The 16,473-nt window shown below is 66.8% G+C and carries 14 protein-coding genes and 1 riboswitch; of the genes, 9 read left to right on the forward strand and 5 right to left on the reverse strand.

What is annotated here, in order from left to right:
• The first annotated feature begins 89 nt into the window (after positions 1-89).
• The gene (locus tag Pla123a_RS12460; RefSeq protein ID WP_146587384.1) at positions 90-317 is read left to right on the forward strand and encodes a hypothetical protein; all 228 of its coding nucleotides are present in this window, start codon (positions 90-92) and stop codon (positions 315-317) included.
• 9 nt (positions 318-326) lie between these two features.
• Here Pla123a_RS12460 and Pla123a_RS12465 read toward each other — a convergent pair whose 3' ends face one another.
• Positions 327-1,121, reverse strand: coding sequence for an enoyl-CoA hydratase/isomerase family protein (locus tag Pla123a_RS12465; RefSeq protein ID WP_146587386.1), 795 nt, complete (start codon positions 1,119-1,121; stop codon positions 327-329).
• Between the two features lie 57 nt (positions 1,122-1,178).
• Complete coding sequence (locus tag Pla123a_RS12470; protein WP_146587387.1) at positions 1,179-2,345, reverse strand: acyclic terpene utilization AtuA family protein; 1,167 nt, start codon at positions 2,343-2,345, stop codon at positions 1,179-1,181.
• Between the two features lie 229 nt (positions 2,346-2,574).
• On the opposite strand from Pla123a_RS12470, the gene Pla123a_RS12475 reads away from it, so the two are divergent.
• Positions 2,575-4,137, forward strand: coding sequence for a sigma-70 family RNA polymerase sigma factor (locus tag Pla123a_RS12475; protein ID WP_231956417.1), 1,563 nt, complete (start codon positions 2,575-2,577; stop codon positions 4,135-4,137).
• On the opposite strand, the gene Pla123a_RS12480 is transcribed toward Pla123a_RS12475, so the two are convergent.
• Positions 4,134-5,048 carry a serine/threonine-protein kinase gene (locus tag Pla123a_RS12480; RefSeq protein WP_146587390.1) on the reverse strand — a complete coding sequence of 305 codons (915 nt, stop codon included), beginning with the start codon at positions 5,046-5,048 and terminating at the stop codon, positions 4,134-4,136. The genes Pla123a_RS12475 and Pla123a_RS12480 overlap by 4 nt on opposite strands.
• A 242-nt stretch (positions 5,049-5,290) precedes the next feature.
• Here Pla123a_RS12480 and Pla123a_RS12485 point away from each other — a divergent pair, with 242 nt between their 5' ends.
• The 3 genes from Pla123a_RS12485 to recJ all read left to right on the forward strand — a co-directional run bounded on the left by Pla123a_RS12485 (position 5,291) and on the right by recJ (position 10,162).
• On the forward strand, positions 5,291-7,156 hold the full coding sequence (locus Pla123a_RS12485) for a DUF7453 family protein (protein ID WP_146587392.1): 1,866 nt from the start codon (positions 5,291-5,293) through the stop codon (positions 7,154-7,156).
• Between the two features lie 172 nt (positions 7,157-7,328).
• A riboswitch (cyclic di-GMP riboswitch) is annotated at positions 7,329-7,425 on the forward strand.
• Positions 7,426-7,998: 573 nt separating this feature from the next.
• The gene (rpmG, locus tag Pla123a_RS12490) at positions 7,999-8,175 is read left to right on the forward strand and encodes a 50S ribosomal protein L33 (protein WP_146587394.1); all 177 of its coding nucleotides are present in this window, start codon (positions 7,999-8,001) and stop codon (positions 8,173-8,175) included.
• A gap of 115 nt (positions 8,176-8,290) precedes the next feature.
• Positions 8,291-10,162 carry a single-stranded-DNA-specific exonuclease RecJ gene (gene recJ, locus Pla123a_RS12495; protein ID WP_146587396.1) on the forward strand — a complete coding sequence of 624 codons (1,872 nt, stop codon included), beginning with the start codon at positions 8,291-8,293 and terminating at the stop codon, positions 10,160-10,162.
• Here recJ and Pla123a_RS12500 read toward each other — a convergent pair.
• A complete protein-coding gene (locus Pla123a_RS12500; RefSeq protein WP_197527911.1) occupies positions 10,138-11,574 on the reverse strand; it encodes a DUF3754 domain-containing protein in 1,437 nt (478 codons plus the stop codon). The two genes, recJ and Pla123a_RS12500, sit on opposite strands and share 25 nt — an antisense overlap.
• A gap of 133 nt (positions 11,575-11,707) precedes the next feature.
• Here Pla123a_RS12500 and Pla123a_RS12505 point away from each other — a divergent pair, with 133 nt between their 5' ends.
• From Pla123a_RS12505 to Pla123a_RS25290, 4 genes are all read left to right on the forward strand, one after another.
• Positions 11,708-12,571 (forward strand): hypothetical protein, encoded by an 864-nt coding sequence (locus Pla123a_RS12505; RefSeq protein WP_146587400.1) that lies wholly within the window; start codon positions 11,708-11,710, stop codon positions 12,569-12,571.
• Positions 12,572-12,810: 239 nt separating this feature from the next.
• Complete coding sequence (locus tag Pla123a_RS12510) at positions 12,811-13,938, forward strand: ABC transporter permease (protein WP_146587402.1); 1,128 nt, start codon at positions 12,811-12,813, stop codon at positions 13,936-13,938.
• A 96-nt stretch (positions 13,939-14,034) separates the two neighbouring features.
• Positions 14,035-14,958 carry a phosphatidylinositol kinase gene (locus Pla123a_RS12515; protein ID WP_146587404.1) on the forward strand — a complete coding sequence of 308 codons (924 nt, stop codon included), beginning with the start codon at positions 14,035-14,037 and terminating at the stop codon, positions 14,956-14,958.
• 140 nt (positions 14,959-15,098) lie between these two features.
• Positions 15,099-15,710 carry an HIRAN domain-containing protein gene (locus Pla123a_RS25290; protein WP_391542390.1) on the forward strand — a complete coding sequence of 204 codons (612 nt, stop codon included), beginning with the start codon at positions 15,099-15,101 and terminating at the stop codon, positions 15,708-15,710.
• A 183-nt stretch (positions 15,711-15,893) separates the two neighbouring features.
• Here the strand turns inward: Pla123a_RS25290 and Pla123a_RS12525 are convergent, their stop codons facing one another.
• Positions 15,894-16,217 carry a hypothetical protein gene (locus Pla123a_RS12525; RefSeq protein ID WP_146587407.1) on the reverse strand — a complete coding sequence of 108 codons (324 nt, stop codon included), beginning with the start codon at positions 16,215-16,217 and terminating at the stop codon, positions 15,894-15,896.
• Positions 16,218-16,473: the final 256 nt, after the last annotated feature.

A 16,473-nucleotide genomic window follows, 5' to 3' on the forward strand; every position in this document is an offset into this window, starting at 1 on the left:
GCGTCGAGCGGGACCAGCCGACAAGCATGCTACGTTTGAGAGATAACAGTAACGTTGCCCGGAACCCACCTTCTACCCTGCCGACCGCCATGCTCGCCAAGCTGTTTCTGGTGTCGTTCGCGTTCCTAGTCGGCTACGCGCTCTTGATGTACGCGTTCTGGGCCCATGACCAGGCGATGCCCGCGTTCTGGCAGAGCCTGTGGTTCTGGGGCCTGTACATCGCGGTGTTGGTGGCGCCGCTACGTTGGACCGGCTACGACGACTCATGGATGACCGACTTCGGCGGGCACGACGGCTTCGACCTCGGCGACGACTAGACCCATCCTCTAGGGCCACTCGGCAGGGCGTTTGTCGAGGAACGCCTGCAGCCCCTGCTGGGCCGACTCGGTGGTCCGCGCAGTCGCCGCGGCGATGGCGCCGCTAGTGAGCTGGGTCTCGAGCTGCTCTCCGATAGTCTCCAGCAGCAGCCGCTTGGTGAGCTGCAGCGACTCGGGCGCGCCGGCCGCGCACTGCTTGGCGATCTCGAACGCCCGGGCCCACAGCAGGTCGTTCGACACCAGCTCGTGGTAGACGCCCGTGCGGTGGGCTTCGACTGAGGTGATTGGCGTGCTGGTGAGCATCAGCCGCGACGCGGGGCCCGCGCCCAGTCGGTAGGCGAGCAGCGGCGCCTCGACCCCGGCCACCACGCCCAGCCTCGGCTCGGGGAAGCCGAACTCGGCCGCGGGCGCCGCGACCACGATGTCGGCGGCCAGCACCAGCCCGGCGCCGGCCCCGACCGCGGGCCCGTTGACCGCGGCAATAATTGGCTTAGGCAGCCGCAGCATCTCGAGCAGCAGGTCGCGGAGCTGCTCGGCCTCCTCTCCCCAGCGGGCCAGGTCGGCCATCGGGTCGGCGCCGCCCGCGACCATCTCGTTGACGTCCCGCCCGGCGCAGAACGCGGTCCCCGCGCCGGTCAGCACCATTGCCCGCACCTTCCGCTCTTGGTGCACGTCGGACAGCGCCAGGCGGAGGTCTTCGATCATCGCGCGGCTCAGCGCGTTCCGCTTCTGATGGCGATTGATCGTGACGGTCGCTACCGGTTCGTCAACGCGGATCTCGATCGCGTTGCTCTGCATAATCATCGCAAGACACCTGGAGTCATACGGCATGGGGTCTGACGCTACCGGAGCGTCTGCCGGCTAGTTTAGCCACTCCGCCGCCGGCTTGATATCGATCGACCACTCGAGCAGCTCGGGCGGCAACTGCGTCGGCCACAGCTTGAGGGAGGGCCGCACCGCCGGCGGCCCGCCGACCACCTCGACACCGAGCTCGGGGCCTCCGACCTCGAGCACCGCAGCAAGCGCGCCCACCGCCGCGGCCAGCCGGTCGCGGCTGGCGTGGCGTAGCGGGATCACCGCAAGGCTGCCTGCGAGCTCGGGCCAGTCGTCGCCGTCGCGGCACGCCTGCACCACCGGCGGCGCTTTGGAGAGCGCGGACCGCAGCCGGCTGGCGGAGTGCTCGTGCCGCAGGGCGACGCACAGCTCGGCCTCGTAGCCGGCGACATACATCAGGTTCAGCTCGGAATGTGTCGTGGGCGAGGGGGACGGCCGTCCGGCCTCTTCCCATTCGGCCATCGCCTGTTTTGCCGCGTCGCACAGCGGTTTGGCGCCGTAGAAGCAGACAGCGCCGTTCGGCTCAATCTCGGCCTGCAGCGACTCGAGCTGTGACCAGTCGGTCTGCTGCAGCGAGTGAGCACACAACCCGCGGGAGAAGCAGGCGAGCACGCCGCCAACACCACGGGCGACCGCGCACTCAGGTTTGGCAAACGCGTTCCAGGCGGCCGCCTCGGCGAGGGCGGTCGGATTCTCGTAGGCAGTCAGCACGAGCCGGGCGCCCTGCTTCAGGGCCTGGGCAGCGGGCCGGGGCCCCAGGCCGGCAATCGCGGAAACCGTCTTGGCGTTGAGCTCGGCGAACCGCTGACCGGTAGTTTGGTGCGCCAGGTCGGTGTGGAGCATCAGCTCCTCGAGCCGGTCGAGCACGTTCTGGCCCCGTACGACCGCCACCCGCAGGTCGGCGTTGCCGGTTTCGACCAGGGAGGCCGCAACGGCGCCGGCCGCCTCTACCGGGTCCTGCCCCGCCAGGCTCGCCAGCACCCGCAGCTGCGAGTCCATGTAGAGCCGCGGGCCTACCGTCCTCACCGCCTGCGCAACCGGACCCTGGGCGGCCGTGAAGGCCGGCCCGGCGGCGCTCTCAGGGGGGAGCGGTCCGCACCCCAGCATGAGGACGTCGCCGCCGTCGAGCTGACCGGTCGGCGCCGCGAGCGACGCGACCCGCAGGTCTTGGTACTCGAGTCGCAGGCCGGGCATTTGGCGTTTCCTTTTTGCAGCAGGCGTTGCCGTGGGGCGACGCTGTTCATTTTTTGAATCACGCAACGGGTTCGGCAGGCCGCGTCTGGGCGCCTCCCCCAAGATCGCAACCGCCAACCCACAAACAGTTTACGGCGAGCAGCCTGCGCAGCGAAGCCTCCCCTGGCGCCGCCGCTGCATTAAGGCCGGGCGAAGCAGCTCATCTCCCGCACACCGAGAGGATTCGCCAGTGCCCAGCAGCCGCAAGACCCCGTCGAAGTCCCGCCCCACCTCGTCCCGCAAGGCGAGCGTCAAGCGTCCCGCCCGCCGCAAGAGCAACGACGATTCGCCGCAGCTCGCAGGCGACGTCGAGATCGTGGACGTGAGCCTCGACGAGCACGAGACCGGCGAGTCGGAGTCGCACGTCGACGACCCCGTGCGGATGTACCTGATGCAGATGGGCGAGATCCCAATGCTCGACCGCGAGGCCGAGATCAACGCGGCCAAGGAGATCGAGTACACCCGCACCCGCTTCCGCCGCACCATGCTGTGCAACGACTACATGCTGCACGGCGCCGTCGAGCTGCTGGAGAAGGTCGAGAGCGGCGCCCTGCGACTCGATCGCACGATCGAGATCAGCGTCACGAACACGGTCGAGAAGAAGAAGGTCCTCAAGCGGCTGGCGCCGAACCTCAAGACCATCCGCCACCTGCTGACCGAGAACACCGCCGACTACCTCAAGGCGGTCGACGGCGCCTCGACCCCGGCCGAGCAGCGTGCCGCCTGGCGCCGGCTGATCTGCCGCCGCAACAAGGTGATCCGCCTGGTCGAGGAGATGAACCTGCGTCTGCCGCGGCTGCTGCCGATCATGGACCAGCTGCACGAGATCGGCCACCGCATGGCGATCATCAAGGAGCAGCTCGCCGAGCCGAACCTGACCCTCGGCCCCAAGCACCACGAAGAACTGCGTCACGAGCTCCGCTACCTGATGCGGATCACCCAGGAGAGCCCCGCCACGCTGGCCCACCTGGTTACCCGCTCGGTCACCCGCCGCGCCGCCTACGACGCCGCCAAGCGGCGCCTGTCCGCCGCCAACCTGCGGCTGGTGGTCTCGATCGCCAAGCGGTACCGCAACCGCGGACTCTCGTTCCTCGACCTCATCCAGGAGGGCAACACCGGCCTGATGCGGGCGGTCGACAAGTTTGAGCACGCCCGCGGCTACAAGTTCTCCACCTACGCCACGTGGTGGATCCGCCAGGCGATCACCCGGGCGATTGCCGACCAGAGCCGCACGATCCGGCTGCCGGTCCACATGATCGACACCATGAGCAAGATCCGCGCGGTCACCGCCGAGTTCCTGCAGGAGTTCGGCCGCGAGCCGAACCCGGAAGAGGTCGCCGAGCGTGCCGGCCTGTCGCTGGAAGACTCGCGGGTAGTCCTGAAGATGACCCGCCAGCCGCTGTCGCTCGACCAGCCGGTCGGCGACCACGAGGACAACTACTTCGGCGAGTTCATCCAGGAGAACCGCGAGGACGACCCGCTGTACGACACCAACATGGAGATGCTCAAGCGTCGGCTCGAGGACGTGATGGACGACCTCAGCTACCGCGAGCGGGAGATCATCAAGCTCCGCTACGGCCTTACCGACGGCTACAGCTACACGCTGGAAGAGGTCGGCAAGATCTTCTCGGTGACCCGCGAGCGGGTGCGGCAGATCGAGTCGAAGGCGGTCCGCAAGCTGCAGCAGCCGTACCGCAGCCGCTCGCTGGCCGGCTTCCTCGACGGCGTCGAGCCGATCGTCGACTCGCTCTAAGCGACCGTTTCGTGGTACGCGAAGCAGGCAATCTCTAACCTCGCCAACTCGTCGGCCGTTTCGCCCGGCGAGTTTGGCCGGCGCAGCGGGTCCTTCGCCAGCAGCCGGTGCACCAGCGAGGCGACCGCCTTGGGCGTGCCGGGGGCGGCCGACTCGATGCTCTCCGACTTGGCCTGGCGGTGCAGCGCGATCAGCTCCGCCGGCTCGTCGGCCGCGAACGGCGGGCGGCCCGCCAGCAGCTCGTAGATCGTCGCGCCGAGGCTGTAGAGGTCGCTGCGGCAGTCGGCCGTGCAGGCCGAGGTGACCATCTCGGGTGCGATGTAGTTGAGGGTCCCCACCACGGGGCGCGAGGCCCAGCACTTGGCCTCGCTGTGGGTCTGGCAGAACCCCAGGTCCAGCAGCGTGACGTGCCCGTCGGGGGCGATGAAGATGTTGCTCGGCTTGACGTCGGCGTGGATGACGCCGGCCTGATCGTTCAGCGCGGTGAGCGCTTGGCAGACCTGCCGGGCGATCCACAATGTCTGCGGCAGCGAGGTCCGCACGCCCCGCTTCAGCCGGCTGGCGAGGGGCTCGCCCCGCAGGCACGGCATCGCGACGTAGAACGGCGGCTGGGTGACCTGCGCACTGAGCACCGAGACCAGGTTCGGGCTGCTCGCTTGGCGGCCGACCCACGCCTCGCGGCGCATGGTCTCGATCGCGGTGGGGTCCTGCCACCACTCGCGGCGGAGCGCCTTGATGGCGTACGTCGGGGCGGCCTCCGGGTGATCGGCCGGCCGGGCCTGGTAGACCCGGGTCAGCGGCCCCTCGGCTAGCACCTGCGTCAGCTGCCAGGGGCCCATCCGGCCCACCATCTTCCGCCGGCCGGCGCCACCAAAAATCGTTCGCGAGGTTGTCGTTTGAGCAGCCGTCATCGAGCGCGGACTTTCTGAAAGGAATACACACACCTGACGATCAAATCGGATAGATCGGCTGGCGAATTGAGGAGAGCCGTGCGTTACGGAAAACAGTTGTCACACTGGGAGGACCAGGTAAAACTCGCGGCCCCTCTTGCCGCCGCCGTTGTGACCCACTCGGCGGCTGATTACGATAAACGGTTTGCCGTGCGGCGTGCCCGCCCCCGTTCCCCTCTCACTTCTCCCCGCGTATCTCCCCGATGCTCCGCTGCTCGATCTTGCTGCTCGCGGCCTGTGCCGCGGCGTCATGGCAACCCGTGAGGGCGGACTCGCTCCGCGTGCTAGCAGTGACGGGGCGGGAGATCGAAGGGGCCGGGTTCGAGCCGATTAACTGGATCAAGGGCGAGTTGTCGCACGACGGCGGCGTGTGGGCGCTAGCCGAAGGTCCGACGGAACCATGCGGACAGTTCACCTGCCAGATCGCTCCGGTGCAACTGCTCCGATTCGACGCCACCGGCGCTGGGCTGCTGTCTGCTCGAATTGGCGAGCGCGACAAGTCCCTCTTCGGAACGGGGCAGATCTACCAACTCGCTACCGACAGCCAAGGCCGGTACGCTGCTTATTCCGCCGGGACCCCCACGACGCCCACAGAACTCTGGTCGGTTGATCGGGGCCCCGCTACTCCTGCCTTGGTGGCGACGTCCGACGAGCAGCTGTTTATCGACAACCAATTCGCTCGTGAAATCGGCGTCGGCCATTCGGGCGAGGTCTACTACAGCGGGCAGTTTCAACCGAGCCAAGCGACCTCAACGCAACAAGACACCGGCATCTGGCGGGTCCGTAACGGGGAAACCGATGTCATCGCGCGTGAGGGCTCGCCCGCTCCCGCAGTCCCGGGCGCGCTGCTGGGGCCGATCGGTTCCCACAGCCCGTTGATTATCTTCGGCTCGAATCCCTCCGTCGCGACCTTCTCAAGCAGCCGCGGCGGGGTCGCGTTCCGAGCCGAAATCGAAATCCCCGGGTTCGAGTTCGTCAACGAACGAGGTCTATGGGTCAACCGTGGCCAGGGGACCGAGCTAGTCACACGCGCCAGCCTAGTGGCGCCTGGAACTGAGAACGGAAACGTGTTTGCACCCGAGTCGAGCTTCTCGCCCTTCGCCGTCAGCCAGGCGTTCTCCGAGCCGCTGATCACGGACGCGGGCGACGTCGTGTTCGCCGCCAACCTCCGCAGCGGCGGCAATGGCTGGGACGGGCTATGGCGCTCGTCTGTCGGGGGTGGACTCGAAGCAGTGGTTACCGTACACGACACCGTAGACGACGACGCCCGCCCCGACGAGCGTGCTGCATCCTACCGAGACATCGACGGGTTCGCCGCCGCCAACGCAGGCCATGTCGCGTTCACCGGCGAGATGCGAATGGAGAGCATTGCCGAGGACGAGTTTGGCTACGAGTACTCGGTTTACGAAGAGCAGTACGGCGTCTGGCTCTCCACCCCTGGTGCGGGGTTAACGCTGATCGAAATGACCGACAACGATACGCAGGCCAGTGACGCGACCTACTTGGATCCTGATCTCCGGGTCAACTCCGCCGGGCAGGTCGTGTTCCGCAGCAACTACTACGGAGAAGAGACTCTCCGCGTGCTGACCGCCACCGGGCGGGATGGCGAAGTCGTACAACTCCTGGAAACGGGCGACACATTCGACGTCAGCGACAACACAACGCCAGACCTACGCACGGTCTCAGACCTTAGTTTCGCCGACCTCGACGACGCCGGTCGCGTCCTCATCCAGGCGTGGTTTGAGGAGGGCGGGTCCGCCTTGATCGTCTCCGACGCGGTCGCCGCCCCGTCGATCTTTGGCGACTACAATGGCGACGGCCAGACCGACGCGGCCGACTACGCCGTCTGGCAATCGACCTACGGCGCGACGGTTCGGGTCGGCGACGGGGCCGACGGCAACCTCAATGGCGTGATCGACGCCGGCGACTACGCGTACTGGCGGGACCGCTTCGCGGCGGCTGGAGCAGAGGGCCTGGCCCTTGCCGCGCCAGAGCCGGCCGCGATTGGTCTGCTCTGCGCAGCCGCGGGAATCGGGCTGTGGGGCCGCGGGCGGGCCTTTCGGGGCTAGGGGAAACCGGCCTTCTCGCCGCCCTAGGGAGCTTTTTTCTACAAAATCTCCGCTCGCAATTTGCCTGGTCGCCAACCGTAACCTATTCCTTTACTGGCGAGGCAAGTTCTCGCTGACCTTCCTTCTCTCTTCTTCCTGCCTTCTCTTACGTCTTGTCCCTCCCCAGAGGGGCTACCGATAAAGGCAAACCCGTCGTGAGGCGGGGACGCAAAGCCATGGGTCTTGAGCGCGGCTGCCCGCCGCGCCTTCCAGATCGCCAGGCCGCCGGACAATCAGCCCCAGAGGCGGATTGCTACGGAGCGACCCATGAGCACTTCTCTTGCCCACGTCTTGTGGATTGGCCTCGCTAGCTGCCCGTTCCGCCTCGCTCGCCGCGATTTCGCGCCTAGTCCTGACGCCACGATCTTGCCCGTCGTGACCCAGCAGGACCGTCCGTCTTTGCCCACGGACCGCAGCGGGGCTGCCCGGCCCTCGTCTGCCCGCGGCGACTGAGTTTGCTGCCCCTGTTCGCTCTCCCCGCTCTGGGGCGGGTTCGTCTGGCGACCGATATAGTGGTGTCCCCCATCATTCGGAAACCGGCGGATCCGCCCCACCTTTATTTGCTGGGGAGCCGATACGCTCCCCAGGCGGGCCGTCCGCTGCGGCCCTGCCCCGCCGAGCCCGCTTTTTGCCCGGCAGATTGGGCCTTTTTCGCCGGCCCGCTGTCCGCTAGACTGTGTGATTCGAAATCCCCCGGCCGCGGCGACTTGCGCCGTGCCGGTTTGGCAGTTAGCGAGAGCGTCTCCCGTATCCGCCCGCCGGCAGACCAGCCTTGGCGGGCAACCGAAGCGAGCAAACCGATCATGGCCAAGAGCACTGGCAAGAGGAAGAAGAAGGTCGAGTCCGTGTTCCTCGTCTGCGAGGAGACCGGCGACTACAACTACACCGTGCGTCGCAAGCTCGGCGGGGAGAAGCTGAAGCTGAAGAAGTTCTGCCCGCGTCTGCAGCGGCACACGATCCACAACGAGAAGAAGAAGTAGCAGCCGCCGGCCCGGCTGCTGCTGGGCGCGGATGGTGCTCTCCTTCTCGTTCGTCGCCTGTGGCCGATTGGCTGCGCGTGGCGGTCTTCTGTCGCGTCACTCCATCAGGGATGAGATGGCCAAGCGCTGGCGAATCGCGACCCCGGATCCCGATCGCGCCGAGGCCCTGCAGCGCTCCGCCGGCGTCCCGCCGATCGTGGCCCGCCTGCTGGTGGCCCGCGGCATCTACTCCCCGGACGAGGCGCAGCAGTTCCTCGACCCGAAGCTGAGCGGCCTCCGCGACCCGGAAGAGCTGCCCGGCGTCACGGCCGCGGCCGACCTGCTGCACCGCGCGATCACCGACAAGCAGCCGATTGTCGTCTACGGCGACTACGACGCCGACGGCATGACCTCCACGGCGATCATGGTCAGGTGCCTCCGCCTGACCGGGGCCCCGGTCAGCTTCTACGTGCCGCACCGCCTGGAAGAAGGCTACGGCATGAACGTCGAAGCCCTCCAGCGGCTCGCCGCCGACGGGGCCAAGGTCGTGGTGACGGTCGACAACGGCATCGCCAGCCTCGTGGAGGCCGACGCCGCCCGCGAGCTCGGGCTGACGCTGATCGTCACCGACCACCACCAGATGGCCGACCGCCTGCCCGACGCGGCCGCCATTGTGCACCCGGCCCTGCCGGGGCACGACTACCCGTTCGCCGGGCTGTGCGGCGCGGCGGTCGCCTTCAAGCTCGCCTGGGCCGTCTGCCAGCGCGTCAGCGACGCCAAGCGGGTCAGCGAGCCGATGCGGCGGTTCCTGCTGCAGGCAGTCGGGCTCGCCGCGATCGGCACGGTCGCCGACGTCGTGCCGTTGGTCGACGAGAACCGCATCCTGGTCCGCTACGGCCTGGGCGCGCTGCGTCAGCACCAGCTCCCCGGCATCGCCGAGCTGGAGCGGGTCGCCAAGAGCGCCGACAAGCCGGCGCTCGGCGGCGAGGACATCGGCTTCTCGCTCGCGCCGCGGCTCAACGCCGCCGGCCGCATGGGCCAGGCCGACCTGGCGGTCGAGCTGCTCACGACCGACTCCAAAGAGCGGGCGCACGAGCTGGCCGACTACCTCGACGAGCTCAACCAGACGCGGCAGTCGCTCGAGCGGAGCGTGCTGCTGTCGGCCCGCAAGCAGGCCAAGAAGTACCTCACCGGCAAGTCGACGCCCGCCCTCGTGCTGGCCGACCGCGACTGGCACCCCGGCATCATCGGCATCGTCGCCGGCAAGCTGGCCGAGCAGTACTGCCTGCCGGTGGTGATGATCGCCCTCGACAAGCTGGGGACCAAGCCGGGCATCGGCTCGGGGCGGACCGCGCCCGGCTTCAACCTCGGCGAGGCGTTCGCCGCGTGCCGCCAGCACCTGGCGAGCTGCGGCGGGCACGCCGCGGCGGCCGGCCTGAAGATCGAAGAGCAGAACCTCGACGCGTTCCGCATCGACTTCTGCGCCCACGCCGAGGCCCAACTCGGCGGCGCCGAGCGCGTCGGCGAGGTGCTGATCGACGCCGAGGCGCCCCTCTCCGCCCTGACCCACCAGACCGTCAGCCAGATCGAGCAGCTCGCGCCATTCGGCCAGGGCAACGCCCGGCCAACCCTCTGCACTTCCGACGTCCGGCTCGCCGGGCCGCCGCGGCGGATGGGGGGCGCGGGGCGGCACCTGTCGCTCGAGCTCGAGCAGGCCGGCGTCAAGCTGCGGGCCGTGGCCTTTGGCGCCGGCGACCGCGAAGAAGAGCTGCTGCGGATCGACGGGCTGCTGTCGATCGCGTTCCGCCCGGTGATCAACACCTTCCGCGGCTGGGCCAAGGTCGAGATGCACCTAGAGGACTGGCGGGCGCAAGAAACGCCCGCCGCAGGCTCGCCAAACGCAGAGCCGCCAAACGCAGCAATGCCCGCCGCAGAGATGCCAGCCGCAGAGATGCCAGCCACGGAGGCCGGTGACAGCCAGACTCAGGACAGCTTCCTGTCGAGCTGAGCGGCGTCGCGCTGAACGGCGCCATTCTGATCCGCGAAGTGCGGCCGCGCGGCATTCGCCGGCGGCTCCTCGCCGACGAACAGCCGGATCGCCTCGGCGTGGTAGTTGCTCGAACGCTGCTCCCGCCGGTGGTCCTCCAGCCGCAAGAGCGCGTCCCGCGGCGCACAAACGACCCCGCTCCCCGGCTGCCGCCAGAGGTCCAGCCGCGTCAGGGTCTCAACCGCGTCGGGCAGGTCGAAGTCGATCTCTACGCCGAGCTTCTCTGCCAGGTAATCTTCGATGCGTTCACCTAGGCCCGCGGATGACTCCAAAACGACTCCCGCAGTTTTCTTGCTTACCCCCTCACCTAGCCTCTCCCCCCTTGGGGGAGAGGGATTGGCAGAGGAAGTCGTTTTGAAGTCAGCCGCTACGCTGGCGTGCGCCGCGGACTCGAGCGAGAACGCGTAGCCCAGGTACGCCTCCTTCATCTCTTCCTGCTTGACCGACGAGATCAGCAGCTGCAGTGCGCTGGCGTTGTTGCCCAGGTTCTGGAAGTAGAGCCGCTGGGTCCGCCGCCAGTTGCGGCTCGTCTTGGCGTTCTTGTAGCCGAAGAAGGTCCGCAGCGCGATCGTCACCACGCCGATCAAAACGATCCATAGAATCTGACTGAGCATCGTCAACGCGAGCGCGATCTTGGCGAGCTTCATCGCCATCGCGCCGGCCGCCCCCGCGCCCGAGCCGAACAGCTTGAGCCGGTCGAGCAGCGTCATGGCGGCCTCGGCGTGCGGCAAGAGCGCCTCGACGTCGTGCTCGGGGATGTCCTTGAACAGCTTGACGAGCACGTCCGAGTCGCCCTTCAGCTGGGCGATCACCGCCAGCCGCTTGAAGACCGGCGTGGTGGTCTCCTTTCCGCGGACCGGGCAGCGGAGCGTGCGGCGGCGGGCGCGGGTCTCGCCGTGGCCGCGGACCCACAGCTCGAGCCGCTCGACCCGGTCGGGGTGGATCCGCACCGCGATCCGCGCCGTGCTCGCCCGCTCGACCACCTCGGCGATCTTGATGTCGTCGAGCCGTTCAAAGTTTGCCTTGTCGAGAAGATAGGCGAGCTGGCGATGCAGCGTGTCGTACGCCGACTGTTCGGCTTTCGGGTCCGTCGCAGGCGCGGGACCATCGAAGGTGAGCGTCTCGCAGTCGGGGTTGAACCGCGTGTAGGCGAGCTCGAGCTCGCTGTGGAAGTAGCTCCCCTCCTGCTCGATCACCGCCCGGATCGCGTCGAGCGTCTGGCGGAGCTGGGCCTTCTCGACGCCGAACCGCGCGGCGTCGCGCACCAGGCAGTCGGCCAGGTCCTCGGCGCGCGCCGGCACAAACCGGCGTTCCGGGCGCCAGCAGGGCGCGGGCGGCTGCCCCAACGGGTCCTGACCAAGTGTCTGGTGCATAGCCTCCATCGTATCACACGCGCCGGGGGCGCGTCCCTGTGGATCGGGCCTGATAGCTGGACTGTTAGCACTGTCGCCGGGCGGTGAGTCGCGTAGAATAAGGCCTCCGTCCCACCGCCTTTGCCTAAACGCGATGCCCCGCACTAGTCCTACCGGCGTCCTGATCGTGGCGATCCTGCTGACGTCGCCGGGGTGGTCGCGGGGTGAGATGGACTTCCGCCCGCGGCCGATCGACCGCCTGCCGGCGGCGGATCTCTCGTTGCGTAACCCTGCTCAGAAGCAACTCCCTCCAGGGTATTCGCACGTCGTGCTGGTTGCTTGGCCCCGGCTCGCCCCCGAACAGGCAGAAAAAACGCCCGGCACGGCCGCCAAGTTTGCCCAGATGTTCGGCTCGGTCATCCTGGCCGGCGTCGAGCAGGACCCGGCGACCGGCCGCCACCGGCTGGCCCGGGTCGGCATCGGCCACATCGTCCGCGGCGAGGGCTCGGCCCGCATCATCCGGCCGGGCGACGGCGGCCTGTCGTTCATCGGCAGCCAGGTGCTTTCGTCCGGCGAGAAGGAGCTCGACAAGATCCAGGTCATCGCCCGCTACGACACCGCCGTGCTGCTCGAGTCGCCCGCCGTGCTGCTGCGGGGCGGCGTGCACCGCGCGATGCGGGTGCGGCACTTCATCTGGACCAGCGCGGCGCAGGGCGGACTCGCCTCGGTCGTGTGGGCAGTCGACGACCAAGGCCCGGCCGGCCCGCAGGTAGTCGACCAGCAGTTTGTGCAGCTGCTCAGCGACTCGACCGACGACCGGCTGCTGTCGGTCGACCCAACACAGTTCTCGTTCATCGGCGCGCCCGGCCCGACCGCCTTCGCGATGGCGCGCCTGCCGGCCGGCGCCCAACTCGCGGCTTCGCCCGAGTTGCTTAGACTCGCGACCACGCCACGCTACGACCAACAGACCCTGCCCCTGCTCGCCCAAGCGCTCGCCGCCGCGGTCGCGGGGCAGTAGCGAACAAAACAAAAATACATCATCGAAGAAGATAGCCACAAAGAGGCACAAGAAGACACAAAAAAAGAGAGGGCAATCCGCCAACTAAGGCACGCGTCGCCCCCGTTCTTTTTCGTGACCTTTCGTGACCTTTCGTGACCTTTCGTGACCTTTCGTGACCTTTCGTGACCTTTCGTGCCTTTTCTTGGCCATCCCATAACCAGCCGTTTCGGTTCCATAACCACAAACCAACAACCGCCATGCGATTCTCTCGACTTGTCACCGCCAATCTGATGGGCCGCCCGGTCCGCTCGCTGCTGACGCTGACCGGCGTCGCCGTAGCGGTCGGCGCGGTGGTCGCGTTGGTCGGCGTGTCCGACGGGTTCGAGAAGTCGCTGCTCGACGCGTACGAGAGCCGCGGCGTCGACCTCTTGGTGCTGCAGGCCGGCAAGGTGCAGCAGACCATGAGCGTGCTGCCTGAGTCGCTGGGCGACGAGCTCGCCAAGCTCGACGGCATCGAGTCGTTTGCCCCCGGCCTGACCGACGTCGTCTCGCTCGGCGACGAGGGCCTGATGGGCGTCACGATCCAGGCGTGGCCGCGGGACAGCCCGCTGCTCGACCAGTTCCAGCTGATCGAGGGCGGCCCGCTCTCGGAGGCCGGGCCCAAGACCCTGCTGATCGGCCAGTCGCTCTCCACCGCGCTCAAGAAAAAGGCCGGCGACACCATCGAGGTCTACGAGGGCGAGCCGTTCACCGTCGCCGGCGTGTACGAGTCGTACAACGTGTTCGAGAACGGCGCGATCGTGATGCCGCTGGCCGACCTGCAGGACCTAATGTTCCGCGAGGGCGAGGTCACCGCCTACACGATCATCGGCAAGCAGCACGACCGGCCGTTCCTCGAGGAACTCGCCGCCCAGATCCGCGCGCTGCAGCCCGGCCTCGAGGTCGCCCAGACCCGCGACTACGCCGAGAACGCCCCCGAGCTGAAGACCGCCCGGGCGATCGCGTGGCTCACCAGCAGCATCGCCCTGGTCGTCGGCGCGGTCGGCATCCTCAACACGATGCTGATGGCGGTGTTCGAGCGGACCAAAGAGATCGCGATGATGCGGGCGGTCGGCTGGCGGCGGAGCCGCGTGATGCGTCTGGTCATGAGCGAGGCCCTGCTGCTGGCGTTCGGCGGCGCCGTGCTAGGCACCCTCGGCGCGATCGTGCTCTTGCGGCTGCTGGCCCAAACCCCCTCCGCCGGCCGCATCGTCAGCGGCGACATCTCGGGCGAGGTCGTGCTGCAGGGCTTTGTGGTCGCGATGCTGCTGGGGCTGTTGGGCGGGCTGTACCCGGCCTACCGCGCGGCGCGGCTGACACCGATTGAAGGGTTGCGGCACGAGTAGAGGGCGGTAGCTTTTCTCCGTAGTAGAATGAGCTAGGTACCGCCACCGCGTTGGTTTGGCCAGCCAACAACCTCCGGCAGAGTTTGGAACACTCTTTTGATACCTTTCTCCGTCACGATCGTCGATCGCCGCAAGGCTGATCAATTCGAGCCGCTCGGTAGCAAGCCGAAATTCTGGTTCCGCGACGGCGAGCGTCGGCTGATGTTCAAGGCGGACGACCGAGGAACCGGAGAGGACTGGGCCGAGGTCGTCGCATGCGAATTGTGCAAGCTGGTCGGCCTACCGCACGTCCATTACGATCTAGCGGCCGAAGGTGCAGGCGACCAGACAAGCCTCCCGGGCGTGATATGCGAGAACATGGCGCCTCCACCCAAGTCATTGGTGCTTGGCAACCAGTTGCTTCTGGCTGCAGACGGTACCTATCCGATGGAACAGCGATTCAAGGTCAGTCAACACACGGTCGAAATGGTCGCCAAGTGCTTGTCGACGCTTTGGCCTCCCGAAGAAGACCTCTGCAAACGCTGCCCCAGTCTAAACCGCGGGAACGCTCTGGACTTCTTTGTGGGCTATGCCCTCTTGGACGCCTGGATTGCCAATCAGGATCGACATCACGAGAACTGGGCCGCCGTCTGGACTGGTGAACGAATGCGGCTGGCGCCGACTTTCGATCACGGAGCAGCCCTTGCGAGAAACCTCACCGACAGCGAGCGTCGCGAGCGACTGTCCACGAGGGACCGCAACCGTACGATCAAGGCGTTCGCGCGTCGGGCCCGGTCGGCCTTCTACGCCAACGAGACCGATAAGAAGGCCCTTTCCACGCTCGACGCTTTCCTTGCCTTTGGAATCCTCTCCCCTAAAGCTAGTAACGCTTGGCTCGAGCGGGTATTGGCCGTTGGGACCAATGAGTTGTCAGCTATACTTGACCGAGTACCAAGTAGTCGGATCTCTGATGTAGGCCGCGAGTTCACACTGGCCCTGTTGCTGGAGAACCAGCAACGGCTGAGGGAAGCCAACCCATGAATGCACTATTTGTCGCGTGGCGACCGAAAAAAGCGAGCAGCGGCTGGCGCCCGGTCGGCCGGCTAATCTATGAAAATGGCCTCTACCGATTCTGCTACACCCAGGGAGCACGGCAGGAGGGATTCCGGCCATTCGCCGGAATGGAGCTACTCGATCGCGTGTATGAATCGGAGTCCCTATTCCCAATCTTCGCCAACCGCTTACTTCCATCATCACGCCCGGAGTATGAGGAATACCTACGTTGGAGCGGTTTCGATCCAGCTCACCCCCCAGAGCCAATTGTTGTACTCGGCGTGACTGAGGGCATTCGAAAGACAGACGCTGTCGAGGTATTTCCATGCCCAACCCCTGATACTGAAGGATGCTACCTCAATCGCTTCTTTCTCCACGGAATCCGTTGGATGGATCATTTGGCGTCCGAGCGTTTGGAGACGGTACGTCCAGGCGATCGCTTGTACCTAATGCTTGATCTGCAGAATCATTCCGATCCACAAGCCGTCGCGGTGCGAACAGAGCACCCCAGCGCTATGGTGGGCTACGTTCCACGCTACCTCGCCAGAGATGTATGGTCGCTAATGCGTGAGTGTGAGATTGATTGGATCGAGCTCTCTGTCGAACGAGTCAACCTGCGAGCACCCACGCAGAACCGCCTACTGTGCCGAATGAAGGCGTGTTGGCCAGATGGCTTCCAGCCGTGCGACGGCGAGGAGTTCGTTCCCATTCCGGCGGGCGTGACTGCGCGGTGCGGCTAGAGACAGCCAACCGACACACGTTGCAACTAGTGCAATACGTGCCTGGCTGGGCAGCGTTTCCGCTCGTTCGAACCATTGTCGGCAGGCGCAGCCCAAGAGGCAGTCCAGGTTCGAGAATCGCTTGCGTGTCGAACGCTTCTTGTCGCCAGCGAGCCCGACGCCGACACCCACTAGGTCAATCGCTCAACGCGATTCGATGTCCTCGCCACCGCCGTTGTTCTCGCGCGGCGGATCCGCTTGGGCGGCAGGGCGTGGGAATCGGAACTCGGGCCCCGGTGCGTAGGACTGCACGTCGTCGCTCAAGTCGTCCGGCGGGTCGGACGGCCCGGCGTCGAGCAGATAATACGGGGTTGCGAGGGTCTGGGGTGCGTCGTCTCGGCGGAGCCATTGAACGACGCTTGGGCCGGCCCAGACCGCGCCCGTCCCGAGGGCAATCAGCAGCAGCCAGACTTCATTCACTCGGAACCGCGGCGCCTTCCGCGGCTGCTTGCCGCTTTGCATCATCATTCCGGTCGACCTTTCCGAAATAGCAGGACGCAGACGATTCCCTGGCGCCCGGCGTGCTTCTCCAATGGCAGCTGCGGCCCTGACGGCTTCAACATTCTCCCCACTTCTTTGTAGCGACACCCCGCCCGGCGCGGTCCAATGAGGGGTTGCCGGGGGGCGGGTGTGAGCCACGTCGTACGCGGCCGGCGGTGCGGGCCTGGTACCCACTTCGCACTGCCAGCAAGCTGTACAGTGGCACGATGAGAGTCCTCGCGGC

It is taken from the genome of Posidoniimonas polymericola, assembly GCF_007859935.1.
Lineage (GTDB): Bacteria > Planctomycetota > Planctomycetia > Pirellulales > Lacipirellulaceae > Posidoniimonas > Posidoniimonas polymericola.

Bases quoted from the DNA above. Each gene is read 5' to 3' on its own strand.
- Pla123a_RS12460 (WP_146587384.1), top strand. From the start codon at position 90: ATGCTCGCCAAGCTGTTTCTGGTGTCGTTCGCGTTCCTAGTCGGCTAC.
- Pla123a_RS12465 (WP_146587386.1), bottom strand. From the start codon at position 1,121: ATGATTATGCAGAGCAACGCGATCGAGATCCGCGTTGACGAACCGGTA.
- Pla123a_RS12470 (WP_146587387.1), bottom strand. From the start codon at position 2,345: ATGCCCGGCCTGCGACTCGAGTACCAAGACCTGCGGGTCGCGTCGCTC.
- Pla123a_RS12480 (WP_146587390.1), bottom strand. From the start codon at position 5,048: ATGACGGCTGCTCAAACGACAACCTCGCGAACGATTTTTGGTGGCGCC.
- Pla123a_RS12485 (WP_146587392.1), top strand. From the start codon at position 5,291: ATGCTCCGCTGCTCGATCTTGCTGCTCGCGGCCTGTGCCGCGGCGTCA.
- rpmG (WP_146587394.1), top strand. From the start codon at position 7,999: ATGGCCAAGAGCACTGGCAAGAGGAAGAAGAAGGTCGAGTCCGTGTTC.
- recJ (WP_146587396.1), top strand. From the start codon at position 8,291: ATGGCCAAGCGCTGGCGAATCGCGACCCCGGATCCCGATCGCGCCGAG.
- Pla123a_RS12500 (WP_197527911.1), bottom strand. From the start codon at position 11,574: ATGCACCAGACACTTGGTCAGGACCCGTTGGGGCAGCCGCCCGCGCCC.
- Pla123a_RS12505 (WP_146587400.1), top strand. From the start codon at position 11,708: ATGCCCCGCACTAGTCCTACCGGCGTCCTGATCGTGGCGATCCTGCTG.
- Pla123a_RS12510 (WP_146587402.1), top strand. From the start codon at position 12,811: ATGCGATTCTCTCGACTTGTCACCGCCAATCTGATGGGCCGCCCGGTC.
- Pla123a_RS25290 (WP_391542390.1), top strand. From the start codon at position 15,099: ATGGAGCTACTCGATCGCGTGTATGAATCGGAGTCCCTATTCCCAATC.
- Pla123a_RS12525 (WP_146587407.1), bottom strand. From the start codon at position 16,217: ATGATGATGCAAAGCGGCAAGCAGCCGCGGAAGGCGCCGCGGTTCCGA.